The organism is Labrys sp. ALF-8 (assembly GCF_059699065.1).
This window is the reverse complement of record NZ_AP048537.1, coordinates 2,971,215-2,997,597: the sequence shown is the minus strand read 5'-3', so window position 1 is coordinate 2,997,597 and position 26,383 is coordinate 2,971,215. Positions and strand designations below refer to the sequence as shown.

Sequence of the window (26,383 nt, the reverse complement as noted above, 5' to 3'; positions counted from 1 at the left end):
ATGGCACATAGCGTTCCACAGGAGGAACGCTGATGAAGGTCGATCTCAATGATCATGCCTATTTCGCCGAGGTCGTGGCCCATGGCGGGTTCGCGGCGGCGGGCCGCGCCCTGCGCGAGCCCAAGTCGAAGCTCAGCCGGCGCATCGCCGGGTTGGAGGACAGGCTGGGACTTCGCCTGATCGAGCGGTCGAGCCGCCGTTTCCGGGTGACGGACACGGGCCAGGCCTTCTACGAGCGATGCAGGGCGATGCTAACAGAGGCGGAACAGGCCGAAGCGCTGGTCGTGCAGGCGCAGGCCGAGCCTCACGGCCGCATCCGCTTCAGTTGCCCCACCGGAATGCTGGAGCCGATTTCCGGCCTGATCTCCGCCTTCCTCGTTCGCTATCCCAAGGTGCGCCTCCAGCTCGTTGCGACGGACCGGCCCGTCGACCTGATCGAGGAGCGGATCGATCTCGCGCTCCGGGTACGCGGAAGCCTCACCAGCGACGCCGCCCTGACGATGCGCTCGCTTGGCGTTTCGACCCGCATCCTCGTCGCCAGCCCCGGACTTGCCGGCCAGGTGGGCAGCATCGAGCAGCTGGCCTCACTGCCCGCGCTCGCGACCAATGACGCCGCGGACGACATCGAATGGCATCTGGAGACGGAGGATGGCCGCAAGCATGTCGTGCGCGTGGAGCCGCGAATGGGGTGCGAGGACATGGCCAGCGTGCGCAACGCCGCCATCGACGGATTGGGAGTGGCGATCCTGCCGGACCATGTCTGCCGCAATGCGCTGGATGCCGGGCGCCTGGTGCGCGTGCTGCCGGCATGGCGCGGACTGCAAGGCATCGTGCATCTGGTCTTCACGACGCGGCGGGGCCTGCCGCCCGCCGTCCGTGCGCTGATCGATCATCTCGCGGCGGGCTTCCCGCGCGACGTCGCCGCGGCCCGGCCAGGAAGATAGCGCCCGTCGAGATCAGCGGAGAACGGGGCCAATGGCGGCCTCCGGCTGATCGCCCAGATGCCCGACGTGCCAAGGGTGGACGCCTGCTTCATTCGTGGAAGCGGATTTTCGGCGTTTCACCCCTCCCCGAACGCCGAAAGCTGTGGACCGCCCTCCGGAGGCACGCCGCCCGTATTCGGCCGCGAAAGCCGCGGGGACGAGCCCGGCAGCCCCGGCCTCTGCCGCGATCCGCCCGATCCTGCCGGAACTCGGCGCAATGTGGGCCTTCGGAACCGCATGATGCCACCGCCTCCGTCGGACGGCGACGCGGCGCGAAGAAGGCCCGCGCTTGCCAATCGGGCCGTCTGGGGGCAATGTCCGCCCGTCGGGAGACGCGGCGGGTTCGTGCCGGTGCATTCCCGGGTCGGACAACGGGATACGGGGACTCAAGAATCATGATCATGGACGGTGGGATTGCCGGTGCCGGCGAGATGGACGAGGCAGCCCGGCTTGAGCTTCGGGCGGGGCTTCTCAACCGCCGGTCGTTTCTGGTCGGCTCCGCCCTCGGGATCGGCGCGCTGGGGCTGGCCGGTTGCGCGACATCCGGCGGCATGAGCCTCGCCGAGGCACAGAGGCTCTACGGACCGGTGCCAGACGAGAAATTCCCGATCCCTGCGGTCGACGTCAGCAAGATCGATCCGAAATTCTATCGCCGGACGGTGCGCTACGACAGCAAGGAAGCGGCCGGCACGATCATCGTCGATCCCCACAATCACTACGTCTACCGCATAGAGGACGGCGGGAACGCCACCCGCTATGGCGCCAGCGTGGGCCGCGCCGGGTTCCTGTGGAGCGGTGACGCCTATGTCGGGCGCAAGGCCGAATGGGCGACCTGGACACCGCCCAAGGAGATGATCCAGCGCCAGCCCGAGGCGGCCAAATATGCCGGCGGCATGCCGGGCGGCCTCGACAACCCGCTCGGCGCACGCACGCTCTATCTCTACCAGAACGGCCGCTACACGCTCTACACGATCTACAGTACCCGCGTGGCCCAATCGATCGGGACCGGCGTGTCGAGCGGCTGCATCGGCCTCCTCAGTCAGGACATGATCCACCTCTACGAGCAGACGCCGGTCCAGACCAAGGTGGTCGTCCTGCCGGCCTAGGCAGCGACGACGCCCCGTCCAGGCGCTGCCCGAGCGGGCAGCGCAGGGAACCGGGGCGCTCGTTGGGGGCCGGGAGAGCGTGGCCGTGCGGCGGTCGCCTGTGGTGCGTCCGCGCCGCGCGGGTTCGGATGAGCCACTGCCTCGACGGCACATCGCGGACATTCTCTCGGCTGTTCACCAGTCCGGCGCGATTTGGACGAGCGGTTGCGCCGGCCGTGCGGCCAAGTCATCCAGCAGCCCGGTCTCGTCATCGAGGATCGAGCGTTTCGGCCGAGGCGCCTCCCGCCAGCGATCCCAGCTCGATGTCTCGCAACCGTTGAGCGCGTAGTGATCGCGCATGACGTTGACCTTTACGAACCACAAGCCCGTGACGCCGCCGTGCCCGAAGGCGGCCGGGTCGGCCTCGGAGTTGCGGCATTCGAATCTCGTCCGGCGTCCCGGTGAGGATGAAGATGGGAACTCTTATGTCATTGTTACGTCGATATAAAATTTTGATCCCAGATCGATGACTAGAAGCGATTTCAACAATACGGCTGGTCGGGACAAGCTTAAGGCCGACCCGCGCATTGGTCATGAGGCCCTGCCTGAATATTTTCCTTCTCACCCTTACGACGAGGCTGGTTCGAAGTCGCTTCTCGACTTCGAACCCCGACATGGGAGCATCTTCTCCAAATCCCATCAGCCATCGCAATCCAGGCCATATACCTACCCCCGTGGCTACCGTGGCAAGCGCGACTTGCAGCCCACTGGGCCGGAACACATATGGATCAGGAGCTCCCAGATAGGGTAACCTGCAGCTAAATAAAGCCTCTATTCTGCAGCCATTGCTGCTTGCCGTTCCGGTTCCTCCTTCGAATCCTCATGGATTTCATCCGCAGGCGGCCTGATCCGGAACCACGCGGCATAGAGTGCTGGAAGGAACAGCAGGATTAATGCAGTCCCGGCCGCCGTGCCGCCGATAAGCGTATAGGCCATTGATCCCCAGAACACCGAGTGTGTAAGTGGAATGAACGCAAGAACCGCAGCCAGTGCGGTCAGGATAACGGGGCGTGTCCGCTGGACAGTCGCCTCGATGACGGCATGGTAGTCGTCAAGCCCGGCCGCTTGATTCTCCTTGATCTGCTCAGTCAGGATCAGCGTGTTGCGCATCAAGATTCCGGCCAGTCCTATCAGTCCGAGGATAGCATTAAACCCGAAGGGCTGATTGAACATAAGCAACGTCGGAACCACACCAGCAAAACCGAGGGGTGCCGTCAACATAACCATGGTCATCGTCGAGAGGCTGCGAACCTGCAAGATAATCACGATCAGCATGGCGGCGACCATGGCCGGGAATATCTTGACAAGTGCGACATTGGCCTTGAGCGACTCCTCGATATTTCCGCCCATCTCGATGTGATAGCCCACTGGAAGCGAAGCGATCAGCGGTTGAAGTGCCTTCATGACCTGTTGCGAAACCTCCGGAGGCTGCATTGCCTCGTTGATATCGGACCGGATCGTGATGACCGGCGTTCGATCGCGGCGTTTCAGGATCGGTTCCTCAAACCGGATTTCGGAATGGCCAATCTGATCGAGCGGAACCTGGCGGCCATCCCGGCTCATCAGCGAAAAATCTGCCAACCGTGCCGGATCAAGGCGATTTTCGCCGGCGCTGCGCGCTACCACCGACACGTTGCGAATGTTCTCGCGGACCTGCGTGACCGGAATGCCCGTGAGCAGCAACTGCATCTGCTGGGCCGCCTCGGCCGGCGAAAGACCAATCAGGTTAAGTCGATCCTGGTCGGGGATAAAGCGGAGCACGGGTGTACGATTGCCCCAGTCGCGGTTGGCCTGCCGCACGTCCGCGACGCCCCGCATGATGTCGAGGGCCTTCTCGGAAATGCTGTAGAGTTGCGCGGGATCGGGTCCCATGACGCGGAACTCGACAGGAAATGGCGTGTAGGGACCGAATACCAGCTGCGTAACACGGACAAAGGCTTCGGGCACCAGCCCTTGTGCAACCGCATCACGAAGCCGATGTTTCAACGTCTCACGCGCCGCCGCATCGGGGGTTAGAACAACAATCTTGGCGAAGGCGGGGTCCGGCAATTCCGGCGCCATGGCAAAGAAGAAGCGCGGAGCGCCCTGGCCGATGTAACTCGTGACGATCTTCGCCTCGGGCTGTTCCTTCAGCCAGACTTCGAGCTTTTCGACTGCGGCCGTCGTTGCCTCGATACTCGTGCCTTCCGGCATGCGCACTTCGACCAGCACCTCGGGACGATCCGACGTCGGGAAGAACTGCTGTTTCACCGCTCCCATTCCAGCCACAGAGAGAGCCATGGCGACGCCAACGACAGCGCAGGTTACGAACTTGTGGCGCACGGTGAATTTGATCAGTCCCCGCAGGCGCCGGTAATTCGGCGTGTCGTAGATGGCGTGATGGCCACCCTCGACTGGCTTGATCGCGGGTAGCAACTTGACGCCGAGGTAAGGGGTGAAGACCACCGCCACGATCCAGGAAACGATCAGCGCAAAACCGACGACCCAGAAGATGTTGCCCGCGTACTCGCCGGCGGACGAACTGGCAAAGCCAACCGGCATCAGCCCGATGATTGTCACGAGCGTGCCGGACAGCATCGGTGCTGCCGTATGGCTCCAAGCATAGGCGGCCGCCTTGATGCGGTCCACGCCCTCTTCCATCTTCACCACCATCACCTCAATGGCGATGATGGCGTCGTCGACGAGAAGGCCGAGAGCCAGAATGAGCGCACCGAGCGTGATGCGATCGAAGAACCGGCCGGTTTCCAGCATAATGAGGAACACGACGGCAAGCGTCAGCGGGACGGCCAGCGCCACGACGATACCAACTCGCCAGCCGAGTGCGACCAGACTGACAAACAGCACGACGCCGAGCGCCATTACGAATTTCAGCATGAACTCGCCCACCGCCTCTTCGATATTCACCGCCTGGTCGCTGACCTTGGCGAGCGTCATTCCGAGCGGCAATGTCTGTGCGATGGCGGCCGATCTCTCATCCAGGGCTTTGCCGAGTTCCAGCCCATTCCACCCCTGCTGCATCACCGCCCCAAGCATGATGGCGGGCTCGCCCTCATGGCGGATGATGTAAGTCGGAGGGTCTTCATAACCGCGCCGCACACTCGCGATGTCGGAGAGCTTCAACGTGCGGCCGCCCGCGACGATCGGTGTATCGGCGATCGCCTGAACGCTGTCATAGGCGCCGTCTAACCGGATGAAGACCTGCGGGCCACGTGTATCGATCGAACCCGCCGGCGTGACGGTGTTTTGCCGCTGCAAGGCGGAGGCTATGTCCTGCGCCGATACGCCCAGCGTGGCGAGCTTGGCATAGGAGAACTCGACAAAAATCTGTTCGGGGCGCTCGCCGAGGATGTTGATCTTCTTCACGCCAGGCACATGCAGGAGATCCTGTCGGATCGCTTCGGCCTGCCGCACAAGCTCGCGCATCGGCATGCCGTTGGCCTTTAGCGCGTACAGGCCGAAGCTCACATCGGAATATTCGTCGTTGACGAACGGGCCGAGAACGCCGGGCGGCAGATTTCGCGCTTCGTCTCCGAGTTTCTTGCGCGCCTGGTAGAACTCCTCCTCAACGGCGGAGGGTGGCGTGCTATCCTTCAGCGTAACGGTCAGAAAGGCATAGCCTGGGCGTGTTGTCGTCTCGACACGGTCATAGTAAGTCAGCTCCTGGATACGCTTTTCAAGTGGCTCGGCGACGAGATCCTGCATCTCGCGTGCCGTCGCCCCTGGCCATACGGTCGTGACCGTCAGTGTCTTGATGGTAAAGGATGGATCCTCCGCCCGCCCCAACTTGACGAAAGAATAGACGCCGGCGGCGGCCAGAAGCACGATAAAGAACAGGGTGACGGCGCGTTCGCGAACAGCAAGCTCGGACAGATTGAGGCTCATCAGTTGCTCCCGCTTTCCGAGGCAGCCCGGACGCGAGCGCCCTCTTGCAGAAGATGAGCCCCGAGCGAAACAACCGGTTCACCAGACGTCAGTCCGGAGATCACGGCGGTTTCGCTGGTCACACGCACAAGCTTGACGGGCTGGAATTTCACCGTCGAGGTGGCGCCATCCAAGACCCAGACGCCAGTGCTATGGCCATTGTCTAGCACCGCTCCGAGTGGCACTTCCACCTCGGGCTGGCTCGCCTGATTGACCAAACGAATGGTGACCGTTGCTCCCAGCGGTGCCGCCGCGGCGTCGCCGTCGAGCACATAGCGGGCTTCATAGGTGCGGGTCTGGGCGTCGGCAGAATCCGATAGCTGCCGCAGATGCGCCGTGTAGCGGCGTTCATCGCTCCCGTACACACTGGCCTCTGCCACCGACCCGATCGCCGGCCGGATCGTTTCGGGCAATGCGACCACCGCCTCGCGCGGTCCGGCATGGGCAAGTCGAACCACGGCCTGACCGGCGGAGACGACCTGTCCCGGCTCGGCTAGCGTTTCGATTACCGTTCCATCGGCATCCGCTACCAGAACGGAATAGGCAGCCTCGTTCTCTGCTACCTTCGCTTCCGCTTCCGCCACGGCAAGCTGTGCCGTCGCAGTATCAAGGGCGGCCTTCGCCTGCTCATAACGCTGCGGCGTTGCCGCCAGTCCGTTTTTGACCAGAACTGCATAACGCGACTCGTCGGCGTTCGCCTGAGTCAGGACCGCGCGTGCCGCCGCAACAGCGTTGCGCTTTGCAGTCAGCGCGAGGCGGAGGTCGGTTTCGTCGATTCGCATCAGCGGCTGACGGGCCTTGACCTGCTGACCGGCATTCACCAGCCGTTCCACGACCTTTCCAGGAACGCGAAAACCTAGATTGCTCTCCACCCTTGCCCCGACGATACCTGTGAAGGAGCGTTCGGCACCGGTCACCGGCGCTGCCAATGCCAGACTGACGATCGGCGCTTCCTGTCTCGGGTCGCTCAGGGCCACAGCTTTTTGCCCGTAAAGGGAAAGCGCGACGAATGCGGCCACTCCAAGCCCCGCGATCAGGGCGCCCGACACCATAATAGCGGGTTTCATTTTCATCTTTGTTGCCTTGTCAAATTAGATTGCGTCCAACATCTATATCCAATATAGATGTTGGACGCAATCTAATTCTGGAGATCGACAATGCGAGTTAGTCGCGTTCAGGCTGAGGAAAACCGGCAGACAGTAATCAACGTGGCGAGCCGCCTTTTTCGGGAGCACGGCTTTGACGGCATCGGCCTCAAGGACCTGATGGAGAGTGCCGGGCTGACCCAGGGCGCGTTTTACAAGCAGTTCGCGTCAAAGGACGACTTGGCTGCGCAAGCGTCCAGGCGGGCCTTGGAGAGTGCCTTTCAACGATGGTCAGCCGCAGCCGCGGCCAATCCGCAGGACCCGCTTGGCGCGGTAATCGCGTTCTACCTCAGCATGGAGCACGGCGCGGAAAAGATGGAAGGCTGTCCGGTCGTTGCGCTCGGCTCGGATGCTGCCAGGCACGGCGCCGATGTGAAGGCCTCATTCGAAGCCGGAATCAGAGACTACCTAGAAATGCTCGGTCCCTGGGTTGGCGAGGCCGATGGCCAGGAGCGCGGTGGCAAGGCGATGGCCATTCTCTCGACTATGGTCGGCGCGGTAATTCTCTCGCGAGCTGTTAACGACGAGCAGTTGTCGAAGCGGTTCCTGCAAGCGGCCGCCGAGAGCATTTTGAATGGGTCGTTTGCAAACGATGCCCAGCAAGGACCGCGCCTATGACGATGGATTCTCCAACCCGCGTGAGCGGCGCAAGCCCAACATTGAAGCCTTGCCTCTGGCCGTTCCTGTTTTCCCAACCCACCGGAGTAGCAGCCGACAAACAGGGCAGGGACGAAGAGGCACGCGATGCATGACATTCGCGATAGGAAAAACGTGAATCCCATGAACAAGAACAATCCTGGCGTCGCCCTGGTGACAGGGGCATCCTCCGGCATTGGGCGCGCGACGGCCAAAGTCTTGCAGAATGCGGGTTTTAGCGTATTCGGAACCAGCCGCCGTACGACTGCCCAAAGCATCGATGGCGTGACCATGCTGGCCTGTGACGTGACCAATGATGAGTCTGTGGTGAAACTGGTCGAAGAGGTGATGGTCAAGGCGGGGCGCATCGATCTGCTCGTCAACAACGCCGGCGTTGGGCTGCTTGGCGGCGCAGAGGAATCCTCGATGGTGCAGGCTCAGGCGCTGTTCGACGTGAACGTCTTCGGCGTTCTGCGCGTCACCAGAGCGGCGCTACCTATAATGCGCCATCAAAGGAAGGGCAGAATCATCAATCTGAGCTCGGTGCAGGGATTTATCCCAGCTCCCTATTTCGCGCTCTACGCATCGACCAAACATGCCATTGAAGGCTATTCTGAATCGCTTGACCATGAACTGCGCCCGTTCGGAATTCGCGTTGTCTTGGTCGAGCCAGCCTATACTCGCACGTCATTCGAGAACAATCTCGCCAGGCCGGATCAGTTGCTCGATATCTACGACTCCGCGCGCGCTAAAATGAATTTAGTCGTGCGTAAAGCGATTGAAAAAGGCGATGCGCCCGAAGTCGTGGCCAAGACGGTTTTGGCGGCTGCGACCGATCCCGCTCCAAAGAGCCGCTATGCGGCGGGAAAAATGGCGCGTCAGGTCAGTTTCCTGCGCCGTTTCGTCCCCGCGTCCGCATTCGACAAGAGCCTGCGAAAGCAGCTCGAGATGCCGGTCTGACGCAAGATCAGCAATATGCGGTGAGTCGGCTTTCAGAAGTTCTTATGGCACTGCGGGCATGTCCTGGGGGCAAACGGCGACAGCCCCGTTTCTGGCATTTCCGTAATGAACACTCGCTCGCGAGCATGATCGTGACGACACCGTACGTTACCACCCGAACAGAGATGGCATCAATCCTGCCCATTATGGACGTTGCCGAACTGAACGTTGCCCAGTCTTGTTCTGCCGCACCCAAAAAACATCATAGAAAGATAAATGCGTTGCGAATGGCGTGGCCGACAGGATTCGAGCCGATACCTGATCGCAGCAAAAATACTAAAGGGGCACATGGAGCTTCAGCCTAGGAAAACATGCTTAGATTACGAGATCACTAACTTGAATGTCTTCTAATTCTCCTGGGTGCAACAGAAGGTGCCGGTCAGTTTCCGGCCCTTATCCAGCCACTCGCGAACGTCATCTTCCCCCCCTTCACCCAGCCTTCACCACCGCCACTTTCGGCATGCACACGAACTCGTTGCGCTTGCCGAAGATCACCTCCCGCTGCGCCAAGCCGATCACGACCCCAATCCTGAAGAGGTTGCGGGAGACGAAGAAGAAGTCGCGGGCGAACTGGCGCGGCGAGAGGTTGCCGGGACGCGGGAAAATGAAGAGCGCCGCGCAGCCGATCAGGAGTTGGCCGAGCGGCAGCCCCGCCAGGGGGCGCTGCCGTTGCAGCAACTCACCACGCGCAAATCTGCGCGATGGCGTTCACCCAGCATGCACCCTTGCGAGTGAGCGTTCCCAGAGGCGCGTCAGCATGTAGATCTGTTCGATCCTCGTTCCACCTGGCCTCCGCCGTGTTTCCATGCACGTCGACATAGGCGAAATGAAACCCGCCGGCGGGGATTCGCTGGTCATCCCTGAGAACGCCGATGGCAAACGATCCGTCCTGACCGAAGTCCTCGAAATTGCACCGGCCGTCGATATAGGTCTTGCCCTTGACCACGAGCTTGCACAGGGCCGGGCGTTGCGCGGCGATCGCGGCGCTCCCCGCCAAACCGCATAATGCGATAATGCCAACCACGAAGATCGATCGCATGGCTTGCCTCCTCCGTTCGCCCATATGTCCAGCGAGTTCCACCACGTCGTGGTTCTCGATCAGTCGCGAACCGGATCTCCGCAATTTCGATCGTCGGCCCCCGACCGGATTGGTCGGTTCCCGCCAATCCAGACCGGTAAATGCATGGAAGCACTTTGAAGCCCGCATTCGGAAATACGATCCTGGCTCGATCACATGCCCTGGGTTGAACAATGCTGGCGGCCACCGTCACTGACTGAAGTGCCACCTGTCTTTGGTCCCGATGGATGCGATGATGCGGTTCGCCGCCTTCTCCATGCGCACCATCACATCATTCTGCCAACTTCGAGATTACCACCAGGCACTGCCTTTCACCCAAGTTGAATTCTCGGGCCGCCTGCAGCAGAGTGGCGCAAGAAGTAGCGATCTTTGGGGGAAGACGCGAATGCGCTCCGTTGTGGCTTTTGCGACGCTCGTGCTCTCGATCAATTCGGCGCTCGCCTGCGGTATCCGCCCTCAGACAAATGTGAAACTCGATCCGAAGGACCAGGCGGTCTTGATATCGCTGGGGAAGGCCATCAATGCGCAGGAGTTGCTGAACGGCGCGCCCGTCGCCACGCTTTTCACCAAGCCCCCGGGCGTGCTGACGCTCAACGCATCCGACACCCAGGCATTGTCTCGGGGCCTGGCAGGCCTGCGCAAGGCCACGGCCTGCCACGCCGACGGGGTCACGATGGAGAGAATCCTCGAAGACGACACCCCCGGCATCCGGCTTCTCAAGCAGATCGAAGAATGCCTGGCCGATGCCTGTGTCGACAATCAGTAGTATGATCGTTCGCTTTTCGCGTTGGGTGTCTTGGCAGCGGGCGCCCTGTCCTGCGCCCCTTCGCGAGCATCGAATCTAACTCGGCCCTTGCAGGCCGGGTCGCTTGCATCGTGGCGCCTGCCGGGACCATACTCGATCGTGAACACTTCGGTTTCGGGCCTTGGCATGCCGCAGAACCATCAGGACATCGGGCGCGTCACCCTCAACATACTGTTCATTGCAGGGCTGCTGCTTGCAAGCTTCTTTGTTCTGCAGCCGTTCCTGCCTGCAATCTTGTGGGCGACCACCATCGTGCTTGCGACCTGGCCTCTGATGCGCTGGGTCGAGCGCCATGTCGGCAATAGACGCGGCATCGCAGTAACGATCATGACGATCCTGATCCTGCTGCTGCTGATCGTGCCGCTCTGGCTCGCCGTCGGCAAGGTGGTCACAAATCTCGATGTAATCGCCGACCTCCTGCGCAAGATCCTCTCGATGCGCATCCCGCCGCCACCGCCGTGGATCGCCGGCGTGCCGGTTGTCGGGGCACCTCTCGCGGATAGCTGGGAAGGGCTGGCGTCGAGCGGCGTCCAGGACCTCGCCGCCGTCTGGCTCGCTCCCTATAGCGGCACCGTGACGAGATGGCTGGCCTCCGTCGCGGGAAGCCTTGGCGGGCTGCTGGTGCAACTCCTCCTGTCGACGGCTCTCGCGGCGCTCCTCTACGCGAGCGGCGAGAGCGCGGGCGCCTACATGCTGCGCTTCGGCCGGCGGATGGCGCACGAACGCGGCGAACGGGCCGTCGCCCTCGCGGGAAAGGCGATACGAGCCGTTGCGCTGGGCGTCGTGGTGACTGCGCTCGTCCAGAGTCTCATCGGAGGGATAGGGCTCGTCGTGGTGGGCGTCGATTTCGCGGTGCTGTTCACGGCATTGATGTTCATTCTGTGCCTGGTCCAGCTCGGGCCGGGCTTCGTCCTCCTACCGGCGGTGATCTGGCTGTTCTATTCGGGAGAGATGATCCGAGGCGCCGCGCTGCTGGCCTTCACGCTGGTTGCCGGGACAATCGACCAGATCATACGGCCGATCCTGATCCGGCGCGGCGCCGACTTGCCCCTTCTCCTCATCATGGCTGGCGTGATCGGAGGATTGATCACCTTCGGCCTTCTCGGCATCTTCATCGGCCCGACGGTTCTTGCCGTGACCTATACACTGCTGACCGCCTGGATTTTCGAGGATGTCGACCCGGATACGGCACAGCTTCCCGCTGCTGAATCCCAGGCAAAACGCTAGAGCGTCTTGTATCTTGACGGAATCGACAAAACGCAAAGACGCGTCGAAAAACAAAGAGCTGGAGAAAAGCGGCGTTTCTCCCTAAACGCGCTTTGCTCCGGCAGATCCGAGGCGCGCAAGTCCGAAGCAAGATTTTCCCCGCTTGTTCGGACTGGCCCGGGTCAAAGGCGCCAGCGCATTCCGCCCAGCGAAATCCGATCGGCACCACCGGCGATGTCGAGGCCCGTCCGGCCGGCTCTTCCCGGCCGGACAAAGGTTGCAGCTCAATTGAGCGCTCGACACTACGCCCGGCTATCGCCGCACCTGGAACCGGCCCTCACAGCCCCCTTCACCCCGCCTTCACCACCGCCGATTTCGGCGTGCGCACGAACTCGCTGCGCTTGCCGAAGATCACCTCGCGCTGCGCCGGGCCGATCACGGCGCCGATCCTGAAGAGGTTGCGGGAGACGAAGAAGAAGTCGCGGGTGAACTGGCGCAGGGTGGTCTGGCCGGGGCGCAGGGAGAGGTTGCCGGCGCGCAGGAAGACGAAGAGCGCCACGTAGCCGATCAGGAGCTGACCGAGCAGCAGCCCCGCCAGGGGCCAGCGCAGGGGGGAGCCTAGGAGGATGGCGGCGAGGCCGGTGGGCAGGGCCACGGCCCAGGCCAGGCCCGACCACCAGACGCCGAGATGCATGGCGGCCTTCCAGCGATCGGCCCAGGGCAGGCTGGCGTCGCCCAGGATCGGCCAGAGCAGGCGCAGCATCACCTCGCCGAAGCCCTTGGTCCAGCGCTGCTGCTGCGTCATCCAGGCCTTCATGGTCTCGGGCAGTTCGCCCGGCACCGGCACGCCCATCAGGAAGGAGCCGCGCCGGCCGATGCGCCAGGCGCGATAGGAGAGGTCGAGGTCCTCCGCCAGCGTGCCGCCGCGCCAGCCGCCGGCCGCCTCGATGGCCTCGCGCCGCCACACGCCGCAGGTGCCGTTGAACGGCAGGGGATGGCCGGCCCAGCAGCGCGTGGCCTGCTCGATGGCCAGGTGCGCGTCCAGCAGCACGGCCTGGGTGCGGGTGAGTTCGTTCGCCTCGCGGTTGATGTAGTCGAAGCGGGCCTGGATGAAGGCGAGGCGGGGATCGGCGAGCAGGCAGGTCATGGTCTTCACCAGGAAATCCGGCTCGGGCACGTAGTCGACGTCGAGGATGGCGAAGAAGCCGTGCGGCGTCATCGTCATGGCGTTGGCCAGCGCGCCGGCCTTGTATTCCGAGCGGTCGGTCCGGTGGATCAGCTCGACATCGAAGCCGCGCGCCTGGCGCACGCCCACTTCCTGGCGGGCGAACAAGGTGGAGCCGTCGGTGGAATCGTCGAGGATCTGGATGTGCAGCCTGTCGCGCGGCCATTCCAGCGCGCAGGCCGCATCCAGCGCGCGCGCCACCATGGCGCCTTCGTTGTAGGTGGGGATCTGCACCACGACGTGGGGCAGGTCCTCTGCCCTCGGAAGGGGCCGCGACAGGGCCGCCCGCTCCGCCGCCATGCCCTTCCCGCGCAGGCGGCCATGTTTGGCGACGAGATAGAAGGTCGCGACCGTCGAGGCGAAGGTCACCGCCCAGCCGAGCAGGGAAACGCCCGACAGGACCATCGCCGCCACGCCGGCGACAGCCCGGATACTCTCCCACAAACCGTCCAAAACCGCCCCTATCTGCCGCCGGCCTTCGGCGTCCTCACGAAAACGTGCCGGCGCCCGAAGGGAGCAGCCAGCACGGCGGCGGAATTCGCCGCCGCCATGATCACCAGCAACGCCGGAATCATCGCCAGGGTTGCCCCGTAGCGGAGCATACCACCCCGGCGCAAGCGGCGAAACGGCGGCAGGGTGATCGCCACGGCCGACACAGCGACCATAAGCCCGGCCGATATCAGAATTGCGGCATGCGCCGGGCCGAAGCCGCGCAGCGCGGCATCGAGCGCGAAGGCCGCGACGGCGACGAGGAAGCACGGCAGCCCGAGTTGAAGGCCGAGCAACAGCGTCGAGCCTGCCTTGCGTGAAAACGGCCAGCCGGAACGCCAGACCAGCGGCAACGCCTTCCGCGCCACCTGCACGAAGCCGGCGGACCAGCGCGCCTGCTGCACGCGCCAGGCGGCGAGATCGGCCGGGGCCTCGCAAGCGAGCAGCAGGTCGAGGAGCAGCAGGCCGTGCCAGCCGGCCGCATAGGCGCGGAAGGTGAGGTCCAGGTCCTCCGCCAGCGTATCCGGCGACCAGCCGCCGGCCGCCTCGATCGCCGCGCGCCGCCAAACAGCGCCCGTGCCGTTGAACTGGAAGGGATCGCCGCAGGCCTGCCGGCCCGCCTGCTCGGCGAGGAAATGGGCGTCGACGGAGAGCTGCTGGCCGCGCGTCATCCAGTTCTGGTCGCGGTTGGCGAACTCGAAGCGGAACTGGGCGAAAGCGGCCCACTCGTCCGCCGCCAGCACCGCCACGGCCCGGCGCAGCCAGGCGGCGGGAGCCCGGAAATCGGCATCGAGGATGGCGACGAGCGGGGCTTCGCTGCGCGCCATGCCCTCCGCCAGCGCGCCGGCCTTGAAGCCGAGCCGGTCGGGGCGGCGGACATGCTGCACCAAAGGCCCGCCGGGCGGCAGGCGGGCAATGGCGGCGGCGGCGAGCGCGGCGGTCTCGTCGGTGGAATCGTCGAGAAGCTGGATGGTGAGCCGTTCGGCCGGCCAGTCCAGCGCGAGGGCCGAGGCGAGCGCCCCCTCCACCGAGCCGGCCTCGTTGTAGAGCGGGATCTGCAGGAGGATGGCGGGGAAGACCCCGGCCGCAGCGATCGCGGCCTCGTCCGCCCGCGGCGGCGTATATCCCCTCGCCCGCAACGCCAGGCGCAGATGCTGGGCGAGCAGGAGGAAGAGGAACAGGGCCGCAAGGAGGCCGAGGGCGTCGATCAGGCCGATCATGGCCGCCGCCCCGCCGAGAGCGGCATCGCCCTTCCGCCCCAGACGATGCGCCGCGCCGCGAGCGCGCGGAGCCAGAGCGCGGGCATTACGGCCTCGCGCAGCAGGATGGCGAGGGGCGTCGCCCAGGCGAGCGGCCAGCCCCGGCAGGCGGCAAGCAGGATCTCGACCGCCGGCCAGAGCGGCATGGTGGCGAGGATCGCCCAGGCGAAGGACATACCCAGGGCCGGGGCCGCGCCGGATGCGGCGACACAGGCAGCGGCAAGGCCGGTTAAAGGTTCGGCCGCGAAGGCAACCGGCTCCTCCAGCCGGCGGCAGATCGCCCAGCGCAGGTGCCGCCGCCAGATCGCGGACGGCTCGCGCACGCCGAGGTCCTGGTCCACCGTGGCGGCGAGGACGGTGCGCAACCCCCTCCCCGCCAGCAGGCCCGCAAGCGCGTGGTCGTCGGCGACCGCCGAGGCGATGGCGGCGAGCCCGCCCGCCGCCTGGAGATCGCTGCGCCGGAACAGCATGGCCGCGCCGATGCCCGCCCCGCCGCCGAGGGCGGAAAGCGCCAGCAGCATGCGCGCGCCATAGGTGTTGATCAACGCGGCCTCGACATGGGCGGCAAGGCCACGGGGCCGGCGTGCAACCGGCACCGCGCAGACGAGGCCGATGCCGGGACGCAGGGCGGCGGCCATGGCGCGGAGGGTTTCCTGCGACAGGAGCGTGGCGGCATCCTTGACGAGGATGAGGTCGTTGGCGGCGGCCTCCAGGGGCTCGGCGAGATTGGCAAGCTTGGGGTTCCAACCGGGGCGCGGGGCGGTGGGAACGCACCTGGCGCGCAGCCCGACCCCGCCGGGTTCGCGCCAGGAGGCGGCGCCGTCGCCGACCGGGTCGCGCCGGGCGGAAAACAGAATCTCGCCGGCCGGATGGTCCAGCACCGCCAGGGCCGCATTGGCAGGGTGGCCCGTCTCCTGGAAGGAGCGCAGCGGCACGAGGATGGAGATCGGCATGTCGGCCGCCGCCGCGACATCGCCATCCCTCTCCGCCGGAAGGCCGATCCCCTGACCCGGGCGGCCACGCTCCGGGGAAAACCGGCACTGCATGGCCAAAACGGCCGAGCCAAGCAGCAGTGCGACCGACGCCAGCCACCACAGCCCGAACAGGACCGCCGCGATGCTCATCGCCGCTCCCGTTCCCTGGTCTCCGGCACGTCGACGCCGGGGCGGTCGAGCAGCAGGTCGCCCAGGCGAGCCGGCATCAGAGCGAGGAGGCGCAGGCCGAGATAGAGGACGAGGGGAAAGGCGATCATCGCGCGGCGACCCTCGAGCCCGCGGCGGATGATGCGCGCGGCCCGGCCGGCGTCCATCTCCAGCGGACGCGGGGCGACCACCGCCTCGTTGAGCGGCGTGCGCACGAAGCCGGGCGCGATCAGGCTGACGGCGATGCCCTCGCGCCGCAACGCCGGACGGATGCCCTCGGCGTAGGCATGGACCGCCGCCTTCGCCATGGAATAGGCGGGCGAGGAGGGAAAGCCTCTCAGCCCCGCCAGCGATCCCACCATGGCGACGTGCCCTCTCCGGCGTGGTCGCATCGCCGCCAGGGTCGGCTCGATGGTGTTGACGACGCCTATGAGGTCTATCGCCAGCACCGCGCGCAGGGCTTCCTCGCTCTCCACGGGGCGGGCGGCGCTGGTGCCCGACACGATGCCGGCGCAGGCGATGGCAAGGTCGATGGCGTGGGCGGCATCCTGCCCGGCGATCCAGGCCGCCGTGGCCTCCCGCTCCCGCAGGTCGAGCCTGCCGGCGACGACCTCGGCACCCCTGGCGCGGCAGAGCCCGGCGACCTCTTCCAGCCGCGCCTCGTCACGCCCGACGAGCAACAGCCGCATGCCAGGTCCGGCATAGTCCAGCGCGAGCGCGCGGCCGATGCCGCTGGTCGCGCCGGTGATCAGGACGGTGCTCACCGCCAGCCTCCGGGCGGGGCGGCCAGCGTCGCCTCCGCCATGCAGGCGAGCGCGCCGGCACCCGTCCTGACCATCAGGCGCAGGATCAGCGCCTCGGCCATGCCGCCCTGCTTCACCACCCGCCCGGTGATCTCGATGCTCTCCCCCACCGGCACGGGCGCCATGAAGCGGGTTGAAAGCGCGGCGACGACGGCATCAGGCGCGTGGCGCCGCACCGCCTGGTGCAGGAAGGCGACCAGCAGCATGCCATGCACGGGCGCCTCCCGCAGGCCGATGGCGTGCGCGATCTCCCTGTTCACATGCAGCGGATTGGCGTCCCCCGAGACCGCAGCGAAGGCCTCGACCTGGGTCCGGCCGACCGGACCGATCCGCAGCGGCTCCATCACCGCCTTCATCGCGCCGCCTCCGGCCCGAACAGGCGATAGGTTGCCGAGAAGTCGGCGATGACCGCGCCCGCCTTGTCCTCGACATGCGCCTCGATCTGCACGTCACCGGCCGCCGCCGGATCGACGCGGCGCGTGATGAAGAAACGGACCTCGTCGCCGACCCGCAGCGCCCGGCGATAGCAGAAGCGCTGGGCGATCAGCACGGGGATGAGGCCGTCATCGCCGGAAAGGTCGTCGAAGGCCGACCGCGCCGCCGGATGCCACAGCCAGACCGCCGGGAACGTGGCGGGAACCTCGTCCGCCGGAGAATCGAGGCCGCCGATGGCCGTGGCCGTCCGGTAGCGCGCGACGGCCTCGGCCTCCACGCGGGCCTCGACCGGGCCAATTCGCAGCGGGGGCGGCGGGGTGGAGGGCGCGGTCATGCCCGGCCGACGATCAGCACGGCATTGATGCCGCCGAACGCGAAGGAATTGGACATGGCATGGCGCATGGTCACGGCCCGTTTGTGCCCCGGCACGCAGTCAAGATCGCACCTGGGGTCCGGCGTTGTCCAGTTGAGGGTGGGCGGGGCGACGCCGTCCCGCAGCGCCATCACCGTGACCGCCAGCTCGATCGCTCCCCCGGCGCCGAGGCCGTGGCCGTGCACCGGCTTGGTGGAGGAGACCGGGACGAGGGGGAGCTTCTCGCCGAAGACGCGCTTCAGGGCGGCGGCCTCGGTCGCATCGTTGGCGAGCGTGCCGGTGCCATGCGCGTTGACGTAGTCGATATCGCCGGGCGCCAGCGCCGCATCCTCGAGCGCTGCTCCGATGGCCGTGGCGGCGCCCTCCGCGTCCGGGCGCACGATGTCGCCGGCGTCGCTGGACGTGCCGTAGCCGCAAAGCTCGGCCAGGGGCGTGGCGCCGCGGGCCTCGAGGGCCTCCTCGCTCTCCAGCACGAAGATGCCGGCGCCTTCGCCGAGCACCATGCCGTTGCGGTCCTTCGAGAAGGGGCGGCAGGCGTCCGGCGAGAGCACGCGCAGGGCTTCCCATCCCTTCATGCCGGACGCCGTGATGCAGGCCTCCGCACCGCCGACGACGGCGCGATCCACCATGCCGGCGCGGATGAACTGGGTTCCGAGCCCGATCGCCTGGGTGCCCGAGGCGCAGGCGCTGGCTACCGAGAAGGATGGACCGCGCGCGCCATAGCGGGCGCTGAGCTGCGAGGCGGCGGCGTTCGGCATCAGCCGCGGCACGCTCCAGGGGTCGAGGCGCTGGCCGGTGACATAGGCATTGTGAATGCCGGTCTCGATCGTGTCGCCGCCGCCGATGCCGGTGCCGACGATGGTGGCCGTGCGAAGCCCGAGCTTCTCCTCGCGCGGCAGGCCAGCCTGCGCCAGCGCCTCGTCGCCCGCCACGATGGCGAGCTGGGTGAAGCGATCGCAGAAGGGCAATATCTCGGGGCCGATGTGGTCGGCGGGATTGAAGCCGCGCAACTGGCCGGCGATGCGGATGTTGTGGCGCAGCGGACGCGGAACTTCCAGGGGGCCGATGGCGCTACGGCCTTCGCGCGCCGCGTCCCACAAGGCGGAAACGCCGAGCCCGGCGGCCGTGGCCGCCCCCATGCCGGTAATGAAGACGCGTCTCTTTCTCAAATCAGGACTTTTCGCTGGCAATGCGCGCCAGAACCCCATCGATGAAGGACTTCAGATCCTTGGCTTCGGCAATCGAACCGTCCATCGGGATGTAGACGTCGAACTTCTCCTCCACCGCCGTGAGAATCATCACGATATCGATGGATTTCAAGCCAAGCGTTTCGAATGTCGCGTCTGGCGTGACCTTTTCGCGATCGACCATGCCTTCGGTTACGATAAGGTTGACCACCTCGTCATAGACACGCTGGGGATCGGACAGGAGGTTTTCTTTTGTTTCGGTCGACATCTTCTTTCCGGGCACAGATGTTCATTCTGCGCGAAGAGGCTGAATCGATGTTTCGAAGACGCCGAAGCGTCGAGTCGACTGGGCCCCGAGCCATTCAACAACGCTCGTCATGGCATAGTTGTCGTCAAGAATCCAACCGCATTCCAAATCTTGCACACCGGTGATACCGGCCCGGCGAAGCAGTTCATCCACCAGAATGAGCGAAACACTGGCCCCGGAAACCGATCCGACGAGCCTCGAAGCTACGCCGAACAGCACGGCCCGCCCCCCGGTGAAAGGCCGCCTGAGCCCCCGCCAGGCGAGCCTGAGCCAGCCGAGCGGCGACGGCGCGCCGCCGAGGTCGCCGGTAATCTCGTAGACGTTGGGCAGGAACAGCGCGAAGCCGACCAGCTCGCCGTCCTTCTCGACGAAGACCCCGTATTCGGACTTGAGCAGCGGCCTGAAGGCCTTGATCATCGCCGTCATCTCGGCCTCGGAGACGGGCACGAAACCCCAATTCCCAGCCCAGGAGCCGTTGAAGAGCCTGCGGCCGAGTTCGGCATCCTCGGCGAGATGATCCATGCGCATGGGACGCACGGAAAAGCCCTTGCGGCGACGCTCCATGCCGAGCTTCCCAAGCTTCGCGCCAAGATCGCTGCCGCGCCGGTCGAAGGCATAGGAGTGCAGCACCTTCACCAGGTGGCAGCCGGCGGCCTCCAGATGCGCGCGCAGATAAGGCGGATGCCAGGGCATCAGCACCATGGGCGGGGCGGTGAAGCCTTCGATCAGCAGCCCGGACTCGGCATTGATCGAGAGAGTGAAGGGGCCGCGCATGACCCTCTTGCCCTTGCCGGCGAGGTAGCCGCGGGCGGTCGCCACCAGGGCGGCCACCACCTCGGCGTCGTCGATCGCGTCGAAGCAGCCGAAGAAGCCGGCGCCCTCGTGCTGAGGGCCGGTGGCAAGGTTGTCGACCTGCGCGGATATGCGGCCGACCGGCCGGCCGGCCGGGTCGTAGGCAAGCCAATAGGCGGCCTCGCCATGGGTCCAGAAGGCGCTCTTCCCGGGATCGATGAGCTGCGCGCGATCATAGTCGAGCGGCGCGACATAGTCGGCGAAGTCCGCATAGATCCGCCGCGGCAGGGCCAGGAAGGCGGCCAGCTCGCGCTTGGACGAGACGGGGCGGACGATGGGGGACATGCGCTCTCCGGTGAATGCGCCGCCCTTTTGTCAATTCCCCGCCGGAAAGGCAATCGCCGGCCACGTCGGGAAGGCTCGGCATCGGAGGGGCGATCACCGATCGACCTCCCGGAAACGTCGAGCTTGTCGGCAGGGGCGGCGTCGATCGATGATCGACGCCCCGTGTCAGCACCAACGCCCCTCCCGGCGCTTGGAAACCCCTCCTCTTGCCATTAGGAAGATGGCGACCGACACCCACAACCGGAACCCGCCCTTGCTGCAGCCATTCGCCGATATCTGGCGCCAACGCGAGCTCTTCCGAGCCATCCTCACGCGGGAACTGCAGGTGCGCTTCCGCGGCTCGGTATTCGGCTGGGCCTGGGCGATCCTCGCGCCCCTCGCGATGCTGTCGATCTACACGCTGGTCTTCGCTGGCGCTCTCAAGGTCGGCGGCAACCGGAGCGATACGGGACGGTTCGACTACGCCTTTTCGATCTTCGTCGGCCTGGTGGTGTTCAACTTCTTTTCGGAGATCGCCTATCGCGCGCCCCTCCTGCTCGCCGAGCACAAGCACATCATCCGCCGCTCGATCTTCCCGCCGCAGATCCTGGCCTGGATCGCGGTGGCTCGCGGCGGTGTCTACATGCTCATCGCCCTCGGCGTGCTGCTGGCGGGGCAGATCCTGATCAACCAGTCGATCCACTGGTCGTGGCTGGCGCTTCCCTTCATCCTGGCGCCGCTCTGCCTGAGCCTGCTCGGCATCGTATGGATCCTTTCCACCATCGGGGCGTTGACCAGCGACCTCAATCACCTGATCATCTCGATCATCCCGGTGGCCATGTTCGCAACGCCGGTGTTCTATGAGGCGGCGAACGTGCCGGAGGGCTGGCGCTGGCTGCTCTACCTCAACCCGCTGACCAGCATCATCGAGATGATGCGGGCGGCGATCCTGCGGGGCGAATGGCCGGATCTCATCTCCTATGCGGGAAGCCTCGCCGCCGCGCTGCTGCTTTTCTACGCCGGCCGGACCCTGTTCATGCGGAAGAAGACGATCCTTGTCGATATCATCTGAACAGCAGCGGCCAATGCCTGCCGCTTCGGTTTCCCCGGATCTCGCGGTGGACTGCCGCGCGCTCGGAAAGGCGTACCAGTTCTATCGCCGGCCGATCGATCAAGTGAAGCAGGTACTGCTCGGCGGCCGCAAGCGCTTCTACGACGAATACTGGGCACTGAGGGACATCAGCTTTTCGATTCCGAAGGGCGACGCCGTCGGCATCGTCGGCCGCAACGGCTCGGGAAAGTCGACCCTCCTGCAGATCCTGTGCGGCATCACCGCGCCGACGGTGGGCTCCATCGCGGTCAGCGGACGCATAGCCCCCGTGCTCGCGCTGGGCGCCGCCTTCGACTACGAGCTGACCGGGCGCGAGAACTGCTACCTCTCGGGCGCGATCCTGGGCCTGAGGCGCGCGGAGGTAACGGAGCGGCTGCCCGCGATCCAGGAACTGTGCGGCCTCGGCGACTTCTTCGAACAGCCGGTGAAGCTTTATTCCAGCGGCATGGGCGCGCGCCTTGCCTTCGCCATCTGTGCTCACGCAGATGGCGACGTCCTGATCGTCGACGAAGCACTGGCTGTGGGCGACGACGCCTTTCGCGAACGCTGCCGGGCACTGATTCGCGGCTTCCGTGCGCGCGGCACCATCCTCTTCGTCTCGCACGATCTCGACCAGGTGATGGACCTGTGCGAGCGCACGATCTGGATCGACCGAGGGCGCCTGCGCGCGGACGGCGCCACGCCGGACGTGATAACGGACTACTGCAGGGCGCTGGCCGAGGAGCCTGACGATCCCAACCGATTCGCATTCATGACCTGATCAGGCCCTGCGCCTCTGCGGCTCGACATAGGTCGCGAAGACATGGTCCCAGAACGAGGTGACCACGCCGTAATTGCCCTCCTCGCCCCGGAAATGGTGGACCATGTGGTTCACGCGCAGGCGATAGAGCAGGCTGCCGGGCTTCAGTGTCCAGTGATGCGAAGCATGATGAACCAGCATATAGCCGACATAGCCTACCAGGATACCTGAGAAAAAGCCGCCCGCAAAAGCAACGCTGATAAAGTAGAAGGGCATATAGAACATCAGGAAGAACACACCGACGCTAAGGAAGGACGGCGCTCCGATCATGCCCTTGGGCTCCTGATGGTGAGCATCGTGCAATTTATCGAAAACCGGCACGGCATGGTATACCCAACGATGAATAATGTATTCTACGAGGGTCCAGGCGATGCATCCCAAGACAAAGGCGCCCCCCCATATGCCCAAAGCCGTCGCATCATGCTGGATGAGCGTGGCGATCAACAGGCCTAACGCCACCAGGGGACACAGTACAAAATCACCGAAATAGAGAAACCTGCCCAGATGCATGCATTTCACCATTCAACAAGGCCAAAGCGTTTCGACTATATTTATGGCGATTGCGACAGTTTGAGGACAGTGGGGTGCGTCGATCAGGCGCGGGGCTCTGCGCCCTACTCTTCGAACTCCCGGTTCTGTTGTTGATCCGAGGGCGTCTCAGTCCAGGGCCGTCTCGCCGATGATGCGCATGCCGTCGCCAATATCGGCCTCGATGGCGGCACGCAGCGCGGCGGCATCGCCCCTCTCGATGGCATGGATGGCGCGATGATGCTGGTCGACCAGGCCTGTCATGTCGAGATCGTCATAGACGTTGCGCATGAAGGGGCCGAACTGAAGCCACAGCGTCTCGATCAGCGGCACCAGCACCGTCGACGGCACGGCGCTGTAGATGGCGAAATGAAAGGCGTGATTCGCCTGCATGTAGCCTTCGGCGTTGTCGGCGGCGAGACATTCCTCCACCCGCGCGTCATGGGCCTTGATCGCGGCAAGGCGGTCGGCATCGATGGCCGGCAGCGCGCGCTCGGCCGCTTCCCCTTCCAGAAGTATGCGAACCCTCACGAGTTCCTCGAAGCGCGGCCTGGTCATCAGGGGAACGCTGACCCGCCTCGTGGCCGTGAGGGCAAGGGCGCCCTCGGCCACCAGGCGGGTGACGGCGGCCCGGACCGGCATCGGGCTGACTTCGAGCATGTCGGCAAGGCCGCGCAGGGTGACGGCCCGGCCCGGGACGAAGCGACCGCCCACCAGCCCCGCGCGGATCGCCTCGTAGACCTTGTCATGCACGGGCGCTTGCTTGCTCTCTGACATGGACGACGGCGACTCCATTTGACACGGTGGGATTTTGTGATCACAATTATAGAGCATGAAGGACACGTCAAGAAGCGGCGCGATCCAAAATCCGGTGCATCATGGGATTTCAAACGCACGGCGTGACAAAACTCGCCGGCGCCGAGGCACAAATGCCTCACACCTCCGAGGTCGACGTCATCGAGGTGCTCCTTCCCGATACCAACGGCATCCTGCGCGGCAAGTGGCTGCCCGGCTCCGCCATCGACAAGATCCTCAAGGACGGGGTGGCCATGCCACAGTCGATGTTCGGGCTCGATGTCTGGGGCCGCGAGGTCGAGGAGACGGGCATTCATATCGAGACCGGCGACAAGGACGGCCTCTGCCGCCCCGTTCCCGGCACCCTCAAGCCTGTCCCCTGGTCGCCGCAGCCCGCGCTGCAGACCCTGGTCTCCATGTATCTCCCGGACGGGCGTCCCTGGATGCTCGACCCGCGTCATATCCTGGAAGCGCAGCTCGATAGGCTCGGCGCCCGCGGCCTGAAGCCGGTGGTGGCGTTCGAACTCGAATTCTATCTGCTCCGGAGCGACGACCGGCCGGGCGCGACGCCGCGCACCGTGTTCCACCGGGAGAGCGGGCCGGCCCGCCAGAACATGTATTCGATCTCCGATCTCGACGAGTTCGCGCCGGTGATCCGGGAGATGCGTGAGGCCGCCGGGATACAGGGACTGCCGGCGGACTCGGTCATTTCGGAGGCCGCGCCGGGCCAGTTCGAGATCAACCTCTACCATCGCGAGGATGCGATGGCGGCGGCCGACGACGCCGTGCTGCTGCGCCGCCTGATCCAGGGCGTGGCGCGCAAGCACGGGCTGAGGGCGAGCTTCATGCCGAAGCCCTATCTCGACAGCGCCGGGTCCGGCATGCACATCCATGCCAGCCTGCTCGACAAGGAGGGTGCCAACGCCTTCGCCAAGCCGGAAACGGGCGAGACGACCCTGCGCCATGCCGTGGGCGGCCTGCTGCGGCACATGCCCGAGACGGCCCTGATGTTCGTCTCCAGCTATAACGGCTTCCGCCGCCTGATGCCTGGCTCCTATGCTCCCGTGTCCCTGACCTGGGGGTATGACAACCGGTCGGTCGCGGTCCGCATTCCCAACGGCAAGCCGGCGGCCACGCGCATCGAGCACCGCATCGCCGGCGCCGACGCCAATCCCTATCTGGTGCTCGCGGCGATACTCGCCGGAATGCACGAGGGGCTCGAACGGGAGATCGTCCCGCCGGAACCGATCATCGGCAATGCCTATGATCTCGGCGCGCCCCGCCTATCCGCCTCGATGCAGGAAGCCGTGTCGCTGTTCAGGTCCTCGGACTTCGCGCGACGCCAGTTCGGGGATGCCTTCGCGCGCATCTACGCCATCATGAAAGAGATGGAATGCGCCGAATTCGAGCGCCGGATCTCCAGTCTCGAGTTTGAGACCTATCTCTAGGAAATCCGCGCCTACAACCTGCGCGGGCATGAAGTTATTCTTGCTCGTTTTTTGCGCAAAAACGCACCACGCTGAAAATAACGTCAAAAAACACCTGCCGAGGGTTGAGCGGGGTGCTTCGGCACTTTAGCCTTTCCACAGCAGCGTTGCGTCCGGGAACACGCAACGCTCTTCCAGAGGAGGTTTTCCCGATGTCAGCCTTCAAGAAACTGGCTCTCGCAGCCACGGCAGTGGCTTTGTTCGCGGGCCAGGCGGTGGCCGAGGACAAGGTCGTCAACGTCTACAACTGGTCCGACTACATCGACCCGTCCGTGCTCGAATCCTTCACCAAGGAGACCGGCATCAAGGTCGTCTACGATACGATGGACTCCAACGAAGTTCTGGAAACCAAGCTCTATGCCGGCAACACCGGCTACGACGTCGTGGTGCCCTCGAACCTCAACCTGAAGCGCGAAATTGCCCACGACGTGCTGCAGCCGCTCGACAAGGACAAGATCCCCAACCTGAAATATGCCTGGGACAAGGTCTTCAACGCCCTGTCCACCTATGATCCCGGCAACAAATATGCCGTCGACTACATGTGGCTGACCACCGGCATCGGCTACAACGTCACCAAGGCCAAGGAACGCGTGGGCGACATGCCCATGAACAGCTGGGACATCGTCTTCAAGCCGGAGATCATCTCCAAATTCCAGGATTGCGGCATCTACTTCCTTGATTCGCCGGACGACATCATCCCCTCGGCGCTGCGCTACCTGGGACTGAACCCCGATTCGAAGGATCCGAAGGATATCGCCAAGGCCTCTGAACTGCTCCAGAGCGTGGGCAAATATGTGAAGAAGTACCACTCGTCCGAATATATCAATGCGTTGGCGAACGGCGACATCTGCCTCGTCATCGGCTGGTCGGGCGATGTGCTGCAGGCCCGGACCCGCGCGCAGGAAGCGCACGACAAGAGCCCGGACAAGCCGCTGGTCGACATCGGCTACGCCATTCCGAAGGAAGGCGCGCTGATCTCGTTCGACTCCTTCACCATTCCGAAGGATGCCCCGCATCCGGAAGAGGCGCATGCCTTCATCAACTACATGATGCGTCCGGACATCGCGGCGAAGAACTCCAGCTTCCTGTCCTACGCCAACGGCAACCTGGAATCGCAGAAGTCGATCGATCCCAAGATCCTGAACGACAAATCCGTCTATCCGGACGACGCGACCATGTCGAAGCTCTTCACCACCACCCCGGCCGACGCCAAGGCGCAGAAGCTGTGGACCCGCACGTGGACGAAGATCAAGACCGGCCAGTAGGAGCGGAGCGTCTTCCTATTGCGGAACGGCGTGGCGCAAGCCGCGCCGTTTTTCTTTTCCGAACTGCCGCCGTCCCTCGCAGAAAGTTTTTGTCCGATGAATTGACCTCGCGGCGCAATTATCGTTCCATGGCGCCAACCAAAA

The 26,383-nt window shown here is 64.8% G+C and carries 26 protein-coding genes; 10 read left to right on the top strand and 16 right to left on the bottom strand.

The features are described from left to right. The first annotated feature begins 32 nt into the window (after positions 1-32). Complete coding sequence (locus tag AC6H34_RS13830; RefSeq protein WP_497539163.1) at positions 33-944, top strand: LysR family transcriptional regulator; 912 nt, start codon at positions 33-35, stop codon at positions 942-944. 434 nt (positions 945-1,378) lie between these two features. Continuing rightward, entirely contained in the window at positions 1,379-2,089 is a 711-nt protein-coding gene (locus AC6H34_RS13825) for a L,D-transpeptidase (RefSeq protein ID WP_448149420.1), read from the top strand. Positions 2,090-2,263: 174 nt separating this feature from the next. On the opposite strand, the gene AC6H34_RS13820 is transcribed toward AC6H34_RS13825, so the two are convergent. The 3 genes from AC6H34_RS13820 to AC6H34_RS13810 form a co-directional block, all read right to left on the bottom strand. Then, positions 2,264-2,452: a hypothetical protein gene (locus AC6H34_RS13820; protein ID WP_497539162.1), complete on the bottom strand. Its 189-nt coding sequence runs from the start codon at positions 2,450-2,452 to the stop codon at positions 2,264-2,266. 447 nt (positions 2,453-2,899) lie between these two features. Beyond that, entirely contained in the window at positions 2,900-6,010 is a 3,111-nt protein-coding gene (locus tag AC6H34_RS13815) for an efflux RND transporter permease subunit (RefSeq protein ID WP_497539161.1), read from the bottom strand. Beyond that, positions 6,010-7,122: an efflux RND transporter periplasmic adaptor subunit gene (locus AC6H34_RS13810; RefSeq protein ID WP_497539160.1), complete on the bottom strand. Its 1,113-nt coding sequence runs from the start codon at positions 7,120-7,122 to the stop codon at positions 6,010-6,012. The genes AC6H34_RS13815 and AC6H34_RS13810 overlap by 1 nt, the downstream gene beginning before the upstream one ends. A gap of 84 nt (positions 7,123-7,206) precedes the next feature. Between AC6H34_RS13810 and AC6H34_RS13805 the strand changes: the two genes are divergently transcribed. Both AC6H34_RS13805 and AC6H34_RS13800 read left to right on the top strand, forming a co-directional pair. Then, positions 7,207-7,812, top strand: a complete 606-nt coding sequence (locus tag AC6H34_RS13805) for a TetR/AcrR family transcriptional regulator (RefSeq protein WP_497539159.1) — start codon at positions 7,207-7,209, stop codon at positions 7,810-7,812. A 162-nt stretch (positions 7,813-7,974) separates the two neighbouring features. Further along, complete coding sequence (locus AC6H34_RS13800; RefSeq protein WP_497539158.1) at positions 7,975-8,790, top strand: oxidoreductase; 816 nt, start codon at positions 7,975-7,977, stop codon at positions 8,788-8,790. Between the two features lie 468 nt (positions 8,791-9,258). On the opposite strand, the gene AC6H34_RS13795 is transcribed toward AC6H34_RS13800, so the two are convergent. Beyond that, positions 9,259-9,507 carry a hypothetical protein gene (locus tag AC6H34_RS13795; RefSeq protein WP_497539157.1) on the bottom strand — a complete coding sequence of 83 codons (249 nt, stop codon included), beginning with the start codon at positions 9,505-9,507 and terminating at the stop codon, positions 9,259-9,261. Between the two features lies 1 nt (position 9,508). Further along, on the bottom strand, positions 9,509-9,868 hold the full coding sequence (locus tag AC6H34_RS13790; protein WP_448149424.1) for a hypothetical protein: 360 nt from the start codon (positions 9,866-9,868) through the stop codon (positions 9,509-9,511). A 424-nt stretch (positions 9,869-10,292) separates the two neighbouring features. Between AC6H34_RS13790 and AC6H34_RS13785 the strand changes: the two genes are divergently transcribed. Both AC6H34_RS13785 and ydiK read left to right on the top strand, forming a co-directional pair. Beyond that, the gene (locus AC6H34_RS13785; RefSeq protein WP_497539156.1) at positions 10,293-10,673 is read left to right on the top strand and encodes a hypothetical protein; all 381 of its coding nucleotides are present in this window, start codon (positions 10,293-10,295) and stop codon (positions 10,671-10,673) included. Positions 10,674-10,811: 138 nt separating this feature from the next. Next, on the top strand, positions 10,812-11,939 hold the full coding sequence (gene ydiK / locus AC6H34_RS13780; protein ID WP_448149426.1) for an AI-2E family transporter YdiK: 1,128 nt from the start codon (positions 10,812-10,814) through the stop codon (positions 11,937-11,939). 328 nt (positions 11,940-12,267) lie between these two features. Here ydiK and AC6H34_RS13775 read toward each other — a convergent pair whose 3' ends face one another. Genes AC6H34_RS13775 through AC6H34_RS13735 form a run of 9 tightly spaced genes read right to left on the bottom strand, consistent with a single transcriptional unit; the run spans position 12,268 to position 20,275 of the window. Beyond that, positions 12,268-13,596 carry a glycosyltransferase family 2 protein gene (locus AC6H34_RS13775; RefSeq protein WP_497539155.1) on the bottom strand — a complete coding sequence of 443 codons (1,329 nt, stop codon included), beginning with the start codon at positions 13,594-13,596 and terminating at the stop codon, positions 12,268-12,270. A gap of 8 nt (positions 13,597-13,604) precedes the next feature. Continuing rightward, entirely contained in the window at positions 13,605-14,852 is a 1,248-nt protein-coding gene (locus AC6H34_RS13770; protein WP_497539154.1) for a glycosyltransferase family 2 protein, read from the bottom strand. Then, on the bottom strand, positions 14,849-16,015 hold the full coding sequence (locus tag AC6H34_RS13765) for a glycosyltransferase family 2 protein (protein WP_497539153.1): 1,167 nt from the start codon (positions 16,013-16,015) through the stop codon (positions 14,849-14,851). The genes AC6H34_RS13770 and AC6H34_RS13765 overlap by 4 nt, the downstream gene beginning before the upstream one ends. After that, positions 16,012-16,797 carry an SDR family NAD(P)-dependent oxidoreductase gene (locus tag AC6H34_RS13760; RefSeq protein WP_497539152.1) on the bottom strand — a complete coding sequence of 262 codons (786 nt, stop codon included), beginning with the start codon at positions 16,795-16,797 and terminating at the stop codon, positions 16,012-16,014. Before AC6H34_RS13760 ends, AC6H34_RS13765 begins: the two co-directional genes overlap by 4 nt. Next, positions 16,794-17,192: a MaoC family dehydratase gene (locus AC6H34_RS13755; RefSeq protein WP_448149431.1), complete on the bottom strand. Its 399-nt coding sequence runs from the start codon at positions 17,190-17,192 to the stop codon at positions 16,794-16,796. The genes AC6H34_RS13760 and AC6H34_RS13755 overlap by 4 nt, the downstream gene beginning before the upstream one ends. Continuing rightward, on the bottom strand, positions 17,189-17,605 hold the full coding sequence (locus AC6H34_RS13750; protein ID WP_497539151.1) for a hotdog family protein: 417 nt from the start codon (positions 17,603-17,605) through the stop codon (positions 17,189-17,191). Before AC6H34_RS13750 ends, AC6H34_RS13755 begins: the two co-directional genes overlap by 4 nt. Further along, positions 17,602-18,852 carry a beta-ketoacyl-[acyl-carrier-protein] synthase family protein gene (locus tag AC6H34_RS13745; protein ID WP_448149433.1) on the bottom strand — a complete coding sequence of 417 codons (1,251 nt, stop codon included), beginning with the start codon at positions 18,850-18,852 and terminating at the stop codon, positions 17,602-17,604. The genes AC6H34_RS13750 and AC6H34_RS13745 overlap by 4 nt, the downstream gene beginning before the upstream one ends. After that, complete coding sequence (locus tag AC6H34_RS13740; RefSeq protein WP_448149434.1) at positions 18,815-19,099, bottom strand: acyl carrier protein; 285 nt, start codon at positions 19,097-19,099, stop codon at positions 18,815-18,817. The genes AC6H34_RS13745 and AC6H34_RS13740 overlap by 38 nt, the downstream gene beginning before the upstream one ends. A gap of 21 nt (positions 19,100-19,120) precedes the next feature. Then, on the bottom strand, positions 19,121-20,275 hold the full coding sequence (locus tag AC6H34_RS13735; RefSeq protein ID WP_448149435.1) for a GNAT family N-acetyltransferase: 1,155 nt from the start codon (positions 20,273-20,275) through the stop codon (positions 19,121-19,123). A 253-nt stretch (positions 20,276-20,528) separates the two neighbouring features. Here AC6H34_RS13735 and AC6H34_RS13730 point away from each other — a divergent pair, with 253 nt between their 5' ends. Both AC6H34_RS13730 and AC6H34_RS13725 read left to right on the top strand, forming a co-directional pair. Then, complete coding sequence (locus AC6H34_RS13730) at positions 20,529-21,326, top strand: ABC transporter permease (protein ID WP_448149436.1); 798 nt, start codon at positions 20,529-20,531, stop codon at positions 21,324-21,326. Between the two features lie 13 nt (positions 21,327-21,339). Further along, entirely contained in the window at positions 21,340-22,125 is a 786-nt protein-coding gene (locus AC6H34_RS13725) for an ABC transporter ATP-binding protein (RefSeq protein WP_497539150.1), read from the top strand. On the opposite strand, the gene AC6H34_RS13720 is transcribed toward AC6H34_RS13725, so the two are convergent. Beyond that, a complete protein-coding gene (locus AC6H34_RS13720; protein ID WP_497539149.1) occupies positions 22,126-22,674 on the bottom strand; it encodes a sterol desaturase family protein in 549 nt (182 codons plus the stop codon). It lies immediately after the preceding gene. Between the two features lie 147 nt (positions 22,675-22,821). After that, positions 22,822-23,469, bottom strand: coding sequence for a GntR family transcriptional regulator (locus AC6H34_RS13715; RefSeq protein ID WP_448149439.1), 648 nt, complete (start codon positions 23,467-23,469; stop codon positions 22,822-22,824). Between the two features lie 152 nt (positions 23,470-23,621). Between AC6H34_RS13715 and AC6H34_RS13710 the strand changes: the two genes are divergently transcribed. Then, on the top strand, positions 23,622-24,935 hold the full coding sequence (locus tag AC6H34_RS13710; RefSeq protein ID WP_497539148.1) for a glutamine synthetase family protein: 1,314 nt from the start codon (positions 23,622-23,624) through the stop codon (positions 24,933-24,935). A gap of 191 nt (positions 24,936-25,126) precedes the next feature. Then, positions 25,127-26,239, top strand: a complete 1,113-nt coding sequence (locus AC6H34_RS13705) for a polyamine ABC transporter substrate-binding protein (RefSeq protein WP_497539147.1) — start codon at positions 25,127-25,129, stop codon at positions 26,237-26,239. The last annotated feature ends 144 nt before the right edge of the window (positions 26,240-26,383 follow it).

Bases quoted from the DNA above. Each gene is read 5' to 3' on its own strand.
- AC6H34_RS13710 (WP_497539148.1), top strand. From the start codon at position 23,622: ATGCCTCACACCTCCGAGGTCGACGTCATCGAGGTGCTCCTTCCCGAT.
- AC6H34_RS13785 (WP_497539156.1), top strand. From the start codon at position 10,293: ATGCGCTCCGTTGTGGCTTTTGCGACGCTCGTGCTCTCGATCAATTCG.
- AC6H34_RS13740 (WP_448149434.1), bottom strand. From the start codon at position 19,099: ATGTCGACCGAAACAAAAGAAAACCTCCTGTCCGATCCCCAGCGTGTC.
- AC6H34_RS13750 (WP_497539151.1), bottom strand. From the start codon at position 17,605: ATGACCGCGCCCTCCACCCCGCCGCCCCCGCTGCGAATTGGCCCGGTC.
- AC6H34_RS13825 (WP_448149420.1), top strand. From the start codon at position 1,379: ATGATCATGGACGGTGGGATTGCCGGTGCCGGCGAGATGGACGAGGCA.
- AC6H34_RS13830 (WP_497539163.1), top strand. From the start codon at position 33: ATGAAGGTCGATCTCAATGATCATGCCTATTTCGCCGAGGTCGTGGCC.
- AC6H34_RS13725 (WP_497539150.1), top strand. From the start codon at position 21,340: ATGCCTGCCGCTTCGGTTTCCCCGGATCTCGCGGTGGACTGCCGCGCG.
- AC6H34_RS13745 (WP_448149433.1), bottom strand. From the start codon at position 18,852: ATGGGGTTCTGGCGCGCATTGCCAGCGAAAAGTCCTGATTTGAGAAAG.
- AC6H34_RS13765 (WP_497539153.1), bottom strand. From the start codon at position 16,015: ATGAGCATCGCGGCGGTCCTGTTCGGGCTGTGGTGGCTGGCGTCGGTC.
- AC6H34_RS13715 (WP_448149439.1), bottom strand. From the start codon at position 23,469: ATGTCAGAGAGCAAGCAAGCGCCCGTGCATGACAAGGTCTACGAGGCG.
- AC6H34_RS13705 (WP_497539147.1), top strand. From the start codon at position 25,127: ATGTCAGCCTTCAAGAAACTGGCTCTCGCAGCCACGGCAGTGGCTTTG.
- AC6H34_RS13755 (WP_448149431.1), bottom strand. From the start codon at position 17,192: ATGAAGGCGGTGATGGAGCCGCTGCGGATCGGTCCGGTCGGCCGGACC.
- AC6H34_RS13810 (WP_497539160.1), bottom strand. From the start codon at position 7,122: ATGAAAATGAAACCCGCTATTATGGTGTCGGGCGCCCTGATCGCGGGG.
- AC6H34_RS13790 (WP_448149424.1), bottom strand. From the start codon at position 9,868: ATGCGATCGATCTTCGTGGTTGGCATTATCGCATTATGCGGTTTGGCG.
- AC6H34_RS13805 (WP_497539159.1), top strand. From the start codon at position 7,207: ATGCGAGTTAGTCGCGTTCAGGCTGAGGAAAACCGGCAGACAGTAATC.
- AC6H34_RS13770 (WP_497539154.1), bottom strand. From the start codon at position 14,852: ATGATCGGCCTGATCGACGCCCTCGGCCTCCTTGCGGCCCTGTTCCTC.
- AC6H34_RS13720 (WP_497539149.1), bottom strand. From the start codon at position 22,674: ATGCATCTGGGCAGGTTTCTCTATTTCGGTGATTTTGTACTGTGTCCC.
- AC6H34_RS13800 (WP_497539158.1), top strand. From the start codon at position 7,975: ATGAACAAGAACAATCCTGGCGTCGCCCTGGTGACAGGGGCATCCTCC.
- AC6H34_RS13735 (WP_448149435.1), bottom strand. From the start codon at position 20,275: ATGTCCCCCATCGTCCGCCCCGTCTCGTCCAAGCGCGAGCTGGCCGCC.
- AC6H34_RS13815 (WP_497539161.1), bottom strand. From the start codon at position 6,010: ATGAGCCTCAATCTGTCCGAGCTTGCTGTTCGCGAACGCGCCGTCACC.